Origin of the sequence: Candidatus Binatus sp. (genome assembly GCF_036567905.1) — a bacterium.
GTDB lineage: Bacteria > Desulfobacterota > Binatia > Binatales > Binataceae > Binatus.
Map to the genome: position 1 here is coordinate 1 of NZ_DATCTO010000014.1, position 8,033 is coordinate 8,033.

Here is an 8,033-nt window from a genome sequence, read left to right on the forward strand (position 1 = left end):
TTCCTTTTCTAATACTGGCCGGCCGTGCCAACGGGGGGTCAGCGCCTGCTTCAGGCGCGCAGTTTGCGGGCGACGTCTTTGGCGAAATAGGTCAGGATCAAATCGGCGCCGGCCCGCTTGATGGCAGTCAGCACTTCGAGCGTGGCGCGCTCCTCGTCGATCCATCCGTTGATTCCCGCCGCGCGGATCATCGAGTACTCACCCGAAACGTTGTATGCCGCGACCGGCGCGTTGAATTCCTGCTTCACTCGCCAGATTAGATCGAGGTACGGCAGCGCCGGCTTGACCATCACGATATCCGCGCCCTCCTCCAAATCGAGTGCGACTTCGCGCATCGCCTCGTCGCCGTTGGGCGGGTCCATCTGGTACGAGCGCCGATCGCCGAATTTCGGCGCCGACTCCGCCGCCTCGCGAAACGGGCCGTAGAACGCGGACGCGAACTTGGCCGAGTACGCCATGATTGCGACGTGACTGAATCCGTTGCCGTCGAGTGCGGCGCGAATCGCGCCGACCCGGCCATCCATCATGTCGGACGGCGCGACGATATCGGCGCCCGCGCGCGCATGCGACAGCGCCGAGCGCGCCAGCAGCTCGAGCGTCGCGTCGTTATCGACGTCGTTGCCGGCGAGCGCGCCGCAATGCCCATGGTCGGTGTACTCGCACATGCACACGTCGGTAATCACCGCCATCCCGGGCACGCGCTCTTTGATCTCGCGTATCGCGCGCTGCACTTCGCCGTTGTCGTTCCATGCCTCGCTGCCCTGCGGGTCCTTGCGTTCGGGAATTCCAAACAGGATGACCGCGGGGACGCCGGCGGCCCAGGTCTCGCGCGCCTCCGCGACGACGTTGTCCACCGACATTTGCGCCACGCCCGGCATCGATGCGATCGCGTTCTTCACGCCGCGCCCGGGGCACACGAACATCGGCGCAATAAGGTCGTCGGGCGACAACCGCGTCTCGCGAACCATCCTTCGAATCGTTTCAGTGCGTCGCAGCCGCCGCGGCCGATTGATTGGAAATGCCATAGTTCTTCCCCGGGTGGATTATATAGGACGAGCAAACCTAACCCCTAACCCCTTCCGAATGCGGGACGGGGAACAATCGCGAATTTAATCTGAGGACAGAGCGAGCTTGGGTTTGAGCTGCAAGTCGTAGTACGGGCGCATCGAGCGCAGCGCGCGCATCTGATGATAGGCGAGTTCGTCGTCGGGGTAGCGATGCTCGGGGCCGAGCACGCATCCGGCCCGCGCGTGGCATCGCGGCGTGCATTCCGCCTCGACTTCGACGCGATGCGTCAGGCATTTGGGGATGTTCCATCCCGAATCTGCGCTTACCGCGCCGGCCGGACACGCGGGAATACAGGTGCGCGCGGTGCATCGGGGACATGGGTCGAAGCCGAGCGCGTCGCCCGGTGAATCGAGCTCTTCGTCGAGCAGGAGCGCGGCGCGAAATGCGATCCACGGTCCATATACAGGATGCACGGTGACGCCGAGGATGCTCGGCCCGGCGACTCCCGCGATCTTGCCCAGCTCGATGAAGTTGAGCGTGCGGCCGCTGTTCATGAACGGGTAAACGGTGGTGCATCGCGCGCCCGATGCGCGAAGTGGGCCGGCCACGTCGCGCTCAACAACTTCGCGAGTGAATTCGTCGAGCGGATTTGCGCGATCCCACCATCGCGGATGGCGCGCCGCGTGAGATTTGAGTGCGTCCCAGAGCGCGCCGCCGCCGTTGCCGATGACGACGATCGAGCGCGCATGGGGATCGATTGCCGAGGCGCGCGAAATTTCCTTGATCGAGGCTGCGTTGTCGTAGCGCGCCACCGGAGTCGCCGCGACCAGATTGAGTCCATGCGGCGCGGCAGCGTGGCGGATGTTATCCAGAGTCGATGACACGGAAAAATCCTACGGCAACTGGATTGCGAAAATTGCGCCGTCGCCGCACGAGCCGCCCGCCTCGGTCATCCCGTACAGCGTGTTGTCGAGAATGATGACGTTGTCGATGGGGTTCGCGCCATCGGGCGCGTTCTGGAAGTCGTAGGTTCGCGCGTAGTTGTTGCCGCTCGTGTCGATCTGAAAGACGGTGCCGTTGCCCTTGCTGCCGCCCGTGCGCGTGGTGCCGTAGAGCGTGGTGCCGTTGAGCATCAACGAGCCGTAGGGATTTACGCCGTCGTTGGTCCCGAGTTTGCCGAAGTGGTGCAGGATTTTGAAGTGCTTGCCGTCGGTGTGGATCGAAAATATCACGCCCGCGCCGAATTTGCCGCCGTAAGTCGTCAAGCCGAACAGCGTCGAGGCGGATTGCACGAGCGTGCCGTGGTCGGAGGTCGCGCCGTTGTTCTTGTCGATGCAGTTGGGGGTGCTGTTACCGGGGCAACTGAATTGGTGCAGCGTCTTGGATTTCCCGCTGCTCGTGTCGAAGGAGAAGATGACGCCGACATCATTCTTGCCGCCGGCGCGGGTCATGCCGTAGAACGCCGTGCCGTTGGGATCGAGAATGAGCTGGCCGTGCGGATCGGCGCCGTGCTTGCCGTTGAAGGAGTACAGCCTGGTGTAGGCGCTGCTGGAGGGGTCGAAGGAGAAGATGGTGCCGTCGCCGGTCTTGCCGCCGTGCTTGCCGCCTTGCGAGGCCATGCCGTAAAGCAGGCTGCCAGCGGCGACGAAGCAACTGTGCGGCTGATCGCCATCGTTGTTCCCGGCGCTCTTGGGAAAGTCGAACAGAGGCGGAGACGAGTAGCCAGTCCCGTCGTCGTTGATGCTGAAGATGGTGCCGTTGTCGTGCTCGCCGCCGGTGAGAGTCGTGCCGTACAGGACTGTGCCGGCCAGGGTCATCGCGTTGTGGCGCGGATTGTTGCCGTCGGTCTTGGCGCCGGTGAAGAAGTGATCGACCAAGTAATTCGATCCGTCGGGCATGATTTGGAAAATCGTGCCGTCGCCATTCGAGGTCGTGGTCCAAGTGCGGCCGAACAGCAGTCCCGTGGCCGCGACGTAGGTCAGCGAGCCCTTGGGGTCGGCGCCGTCTTCGATTTTGCATTTGCCGGCGGTGGGCCCGGCGCCGAAGGAATAGAGCACGCTCTCAGTGGCTGCAGGCGTCACGTCAGGGACGTCGTTACCGGCGCGGGCAGTCGCCAGCGCCAGCGACAGCGCAGCGGTAAGCGTCGCGACTGCGGCGAAGATGCATTTGCCATCGAATCGAATGTGAAAAAACATATTTGGGATCCCTTTTCCTTTTGAGCACCGGTCAAGATCCAGTGTAAGCGAGCGGATTGAACAAATCGATCCGGGGCGGGGCGATCCTGCTAAGCGATCTTGTAGGTGACGAGCGCGTCGGCGATGAGGGCGCCGGACACGTCGGCGATTTCCACGCTCAGGCTGGCGATGCGCTTGCCCATCCGCTTCACTCGGGCGCGGGCGATCAGGTCAGAATTCACGGCGAAGCCGGTGTAGTTCACCGTGATCGAGATGGTCGCGGTGCGCACGGTCTCGGCGAGAGTCCACACCGCGGCGCATGCAGCAACGTCGGCCAGCGAGGCAATCGCGCCGCCGTGAACGGGAGCGGCCCGGCCGCCCTCGTTGAGCAGCCGCAAATCGAACGGCATCCGCACCAGCGCCGCGCCGTTGGCGGCGGATTCGATCTTCAGCCCGAGCATCGCGGCGAACGGCGCGCTTTCAAGCGCCCGGACCAGGCGGCTTCGATCCTGATCGGCCATTATTCTTGCAAACCAAGCGCGTCGGGCAGTTGCGCGAGGTCCGAGATGACGATGTCCGGCGCGGGAATTCCCTCGGGCAGCTCGCGCTCGCGCGTGCGAATCCACGCCGAATGCATTCCGACGCCTTTGCTGCCCAGCACGTCGTCGAGCGGAGTATCGCCGACGAACAGGATATCGGCGGGCTCGAGCCCCATCAGCTCGAGAATTTTTTTGAAGATGAGCGGGTTGGGTTTTCGGTAGCCGATGTCGGCCGAGATAATCACCGCGTCGAAGATCTCGCGGATGCCGGTGTCATGCATGATGAGGTGGCCGGTCTCGGAATCGTCGAAGTTCGAGATCAAGCCGACGCGCAGGCGCCTGGCGATTTTTTTCATCGCGTCGATTCGCGGCGCCGGCGCCCAAGTGACCGCGCGCACCCGTCCCATATGGATTCGGCGCAGACTTTCGGCCAGCGGCGCTGCCAGGTCTTCGTCGACGCCGAGCAGTTTGAGCGTGCGCGAGAAGCGCTCGAGGCAGGTAATCTCGATTGCGCCCGCCTTCGCTCGCTCGGTGAATATCTCGGCGTAAACCGCCGCGTGTGCCTCGGCGAAGGCGTCGCGGTCGAAGCGCCCGCCGAGCGCCGTTTCCAGCGCGGAGAAGAGCAGGGGAGTCGTGCTTCGAATTTCGCGCCCGCGCCATTGCATGACCGGCAGCGCTTCGAGATTCCAGTTGACGAGCGTGTCGAATAAATCGATCACGACCGCCTTGTAACGATGCTCAGCCACGCCAGCTCAACGCTCCCGAAGTGCCCGCGATTGCGGCGAGGTTCAACAGCAGCACGGTGCCATTGAGAATCACCGACATCCGGTGCAGCCGGTCGAACTCCGCCTTGCGGGCAGTGTCGGGATGTGGATCTTCGTTGACGGTGCGGATGGCGTCGGCTCGCGGCAGAATGACCCTGCCGGCATAGAAGGTGATTCCCAGCGCGATTGCCAGCACGACCGTGGTGGCGCCCCACCACATCCGCGGTCCGCGCACGGCGGTGAAATACACCGCGAGGATGAGGCTTACCGTTCCCGCGACGTAGCCAAGCATGTAGTAGCGCGGGAAGATCGCGCTGATCACTTGGCCGGCTTCGGCGGTCGGCAGATGGGTAAAAACCTCCGGCGCGGTGAAAAACGAGAAGAAAACAATTCCGCCGAGCCAGCATCCGAGTGCGGCCAGGTAAATCGACAAAAGTAAAATCATTTGGCTGTCAGAATTCCTGCTGTTCGCCGCTCAGTTGAGCCAGCGGTTGGGCGCGCCGGGCAGCGGCTGGCGCTCGGAAAATCCACTGTTCACCCGGTGCCATGCGACGACGCGCGGCTCGCCGAACTGCCAGCACAGGAAAACAACTTCGTCGTCCGCGTCATAGGGAAAATCGATCAGCCCCAGCTCGATATCCTTGAGGATGCATCCGAATGATTCGATTTGGGCGGCGGCGTCGGCCATGTTGGTCGCGAACGACCGCAGCTCGGGGTAACGCCCGACGATTTCGCTCATCGTGCAATGCAGGATCGAGGGATCGGTCACCGACAATTCGTCGATCCGTGCGCGCAACGACGTCGCCTGCATCTGCAGTTGGCGCATCAGAATTTCCAGACGTGGAATCAGCTCGTTGGCTTCTTCCTCGCTGAATAATTTTTCAAATCCGCTATTAGGCAACGTTTCCTCATCAGTAGCGCGAGCCGGTTACCGTGATTAGCTTCTTACGTACGAGGTGACCTTGTCCGCCCCACCACCGTATATTACGGTGAAATTTGGGTTGCGTGGAAGGCGTGGCGGGTTTGCCCTACGAGGTTCGATTGACCTATGGCAGATAAACCCAAAGGGGAAAAACGCTTCGAGATCGAGGAGGATCTGAGCAAGGCCGAGATTCCCGAGGTCCTGCCGGTGCTGCCCTTGCGCGGCATCGTGATTTTCCCCAGTCAGATTCATCCGTTCCTGGTTTCGCGGCCCTCGTCGCTCAAGTTGATCGAGGACTGCGGACAGACCTCGAAGGTTATCGCGCTGGCGGCGCAAAAAAACCCCGAAGACGAGCAGCCCGCGCCCGAGGCATTGTTCCAGCTCGGCACCGCGGTGCGCATCCTCAAGATGTTGCGCTATCCGGATCAGAGCGTGCGTGTGCTGGTGCAGGGATTGGCGCGAATTGAGCTCGGCCAGTTCACCCAGCGCGAGCCGTATTTCCTCGCGCACGTCAAGCGGCTCAATGAGCCGGTTTCCTCCGACCGGGAAATCGACGCGCTCCACGCGCATCTGGTGAGCCAGTTTTCCAAGTTCGTCTCGCTGGTGCCGTACCTGCCCGACGAATTGCAGGTGCTGGCGATGCAGGTGAAGGAGGCCGGCCGGCTTGCCGACATGACCGCCTCTTACCTGAAGATTCCGATCGAAGAGGGGCAGGATCTGCTCGCGACGCTCGACGTTCGCGCGCGGCTGGAAAAGCTGATCGCGATTTTGGGCCGCGAGATCGAAATGCTCGAGCTCGGGCATAAGATTCAGTCCCAGGTGCAGACCGAGCTCAACAAAAATCAACGCGAGTATTATCTGCGCCAGCAGCTCAAGGCGATCCAGAAGGAACTCGGCGAGGGCGACGCGCGCACTTCCGAAGTCGAGGAGATCGAAAAGAAGATCGAAGAGGCGAAAATGTCGCCCGAGGCGCGCAAGGTCGCGGACAAGGAACTCGAGCGCCTCAAGATGATCCCGCCCGAGTCCGCCGAGCACACTGTCGTGCGCACCTACCTCGACTGGCTGGTCAGCCTGCCGTGGGGCGCCTCGACCGAGGACAATCTCGACATTCGCCACGCACGCCAGGTGCTCGACGAGGACCACTACGACCTCGAAAAAATAAAGGAGCGCATCCTCGAGTTTCTCGCGGTGCGCAAGCTCAAGCACGACACCAAGGGACCCATCCTGTGCTTCGTCGGGCCTCCGGGCACCGGCAAAACCTCGCTGGGCAAGTCGATCGCGCGCGCTCTCGGCCGCAAATTCGTGCGCTTGTCGCTCGGCGGCATCCGCGACGAGGCCGAGATTCGCGGCCATCGCCGCACTTACATCGGATCGTTGCCCGGCCGAATCATCCAGGGCCTTCGCAACGCGGGCTCGAACAACCCGCTGTTCATCCTCGACGAGGTGGACAAGCTTGGCATGGACTTCCGCGGCGACCCGGCGTCGGCGCTGCTCGAGGTGCTCGACCCGGAACAGAACAACACCTTCTCGGATCATTACCTGGACGTGCCGTTCGATCTTTCCAAAGTGCTGTTCCTGACCACCGCCAACATGCTCGACCCGGTTCCGCACGCGCTGCGCGACCGGATGGAAGTGCTCGAGCTGCCGGGATACACCGAGGAAGAGAAGCTGCAAATCGTGCAGCGGCACCTAATCCCCAAGCAACTCAACGAGAACGGACTCGGCGATCAGAAGATCGAATTTTCCGAGGAGGCGCTGCGAGAGATTATTCACAGCTACACGCGCGAGGCCGGGCTTAGAAATCTCGAGCGCGAGATCGCCCGCGTCTGCCGCAAGATCGCGCGTTCGATAACCGAGGGCGAAACTGCCCCCGCGATCATTTCCGGAGCCGACGTGCAACGCTACCTCGGCGCGCCGCGCTTCTTTTCCGAGGTCGCCGAACGCACCCAGGAGCCGGGGGTTGCGACCGGGCTGGCATGGACGCCCAACGGCGGCGAGATAATGTTCATCGAGAGCACCCGCATGTCGGGCCAGAAAGGTCTCAGCCTTACCGGCTCGCTCGGCGAGGTGATGAAGGAATCGGCGCAGGCCGCGCTCTCCTACGTGCGCACCCACGCGGCGGCGCTGGGAATCGCGCCCGACTTCTTCGAAAAATCCGACATCCACGTCCACGTTCCCGCCGGAGCGATTCCCAAAGATGGGCCGTCGGGCGGCGTGACGATCGCGGCCTCGCTGGCGTCGCTGCTCAGCGGCCGGCCGGTGCGATCCGACGTCGCGATGACCGGCGAGATAACGCTGCGCGGCAAGGTGCTGCCGGTCGGCGGTATCAAGGAGAAGGTGCTCGCGGCAAGGCGCGCCGGGATCAAGACGATCATTCTGCCCCGCCGCAACGAGCGCGACCTCGAGGACATCCAGCCCGAAGTGCGCAAAGAGCTCGAAATGATTTTCGTCGATACGGTCGATGAGGTCATTCGGCACGCGCTGCGCGACGGCGACGCCGTGCAGGCTGCCGCCAAGCCCGCGCCCGCTCCCGCTGCGGCTGGGGCCGAGCCCGCGCCCGCGCCGGCGGCGCGGACCGAGCGGACGGTCCTGAACTAATACGCGGCTCAGGGCCGCGGAAATTTTC

General features: G+C 63.0%; 8 protein-coding genes. 1 reads left to right on the plus strand and 7 read right to left on the minus strand.

The genetic code is table 11. From position 1 onward, the window contains the following. Nucleotides 1-50: 50 nt before the first annotated feature. The 7 genes from hemB to VIO10_RS02395 all read right to left on the minus strand — a co-directional run bounded on the left by hemB (nucleotide 51) and on the right by VIO10_RS02395 (nucleotide 5,386). A complete protein-coding gene (gene hemB / locus VIO10_RS02365) occupies nucleotides 51-1,025 on the minus strand; it encodes a porphobilinogen synthase (RefSeq protein ID WP_331958756.1) in 975 nt (324 codons plus the stop codon). Between the two features lie 84 nt (nucleotides 1,026-1,109). Then, on the minus strand, nucleotides 1,110-1,892 hold the full coding sequence (locus VIO10_RS02370) for a hypothetical protein (protein ID WP_331958759.1): 783 nt from the start codon (nucleotides 1,890-1,892) through the stop codon (nucleotides 1,110-1,112). Between the two features lie 9 nt (nucleotides 1,893-1,901). Continuing rightward, nucleotides 1,902-3,203 (minus strand): choice-of-anchor tandem repeat GloVer-containing protein, encoded by a 1,302-nt coding sequence (locus VIO10_RS02375; protein WP_331958762.1) that lies wholly within the window; start codon nucleotides 3,201-3,203, stop codon nucleotides 1,902-1,904. 89 nt (nucleotides 3,204-3,292) lie between these two features. Next, complete coding sequence (locus VIO10_RS02380; protein WP_331958765.1) at nucleotides 3,293-3,703, minus strand: PaaI family thioesterase; 411 nt, start codon at nucleotides 3,701-3,703, stop codon at nucleotides 3,293-3,295. After that, nucleotides 3,703-4,467 carry an HAD family hydrolase gene (locus VIO10_RS02385; protein WP_331958768.1) on the minus strand — a complete coding sequence of 255 codons (765 nt, stop codon included), beginning with the start codon at nucleotides 4,465-4,467 and terminating at the stop codon, nucleotides 3,703-3,705. Before VIO10_RS02385 ends, VIO10_RS02380 begins: the two co-directional genes overlap by 1 nt. Then, a complete protein-coding gene (locus VIO10_RS02390; RefSeq protein ID WP_331958771.1) occupies nucleotides 4,460-4,930 on the minus strand; it encodes a DUF4149 domain-containing protein in 471 nt (156 codons plus the stop codon). Before VIO10_RS02390 ends, VIO10_RS02385 begins: the two co-directional genes overlap by 8 nt. A 30-nt stretch (nucleotides 4,931-4,960) precedes the next feature. After that, entirely contained in the window at nucleotides 4,961-5,386 is a 426-nt protein-coding gene (locus VIO10_RS02395; protein WP_331958774.1) for a DUF2203 domain-containing protein, read from the minus strand. A 147-nt stretch (nucleotides 5,387-5,533) separates the two neighbouring features. Between VIO10_RS02395 and lon the strand changes: the two genes are divergently transcribed. After that, nucleotides 5,534-8,005 carry an endopeptidase La gene (lon, locus tag VIO10_RS02400; RefSeq protein WP_331958777.1) on the plus strand — a complete coding sequence of 824 codons (2,472 nt, stop codon included), beginning with the start codon at nucleotides 5,534-5,536 and terminating at the stop codon, nucleotides 8,003-8,005. Nucleotides 8,006-8,033: the final 28 nt, after the last annotated feature.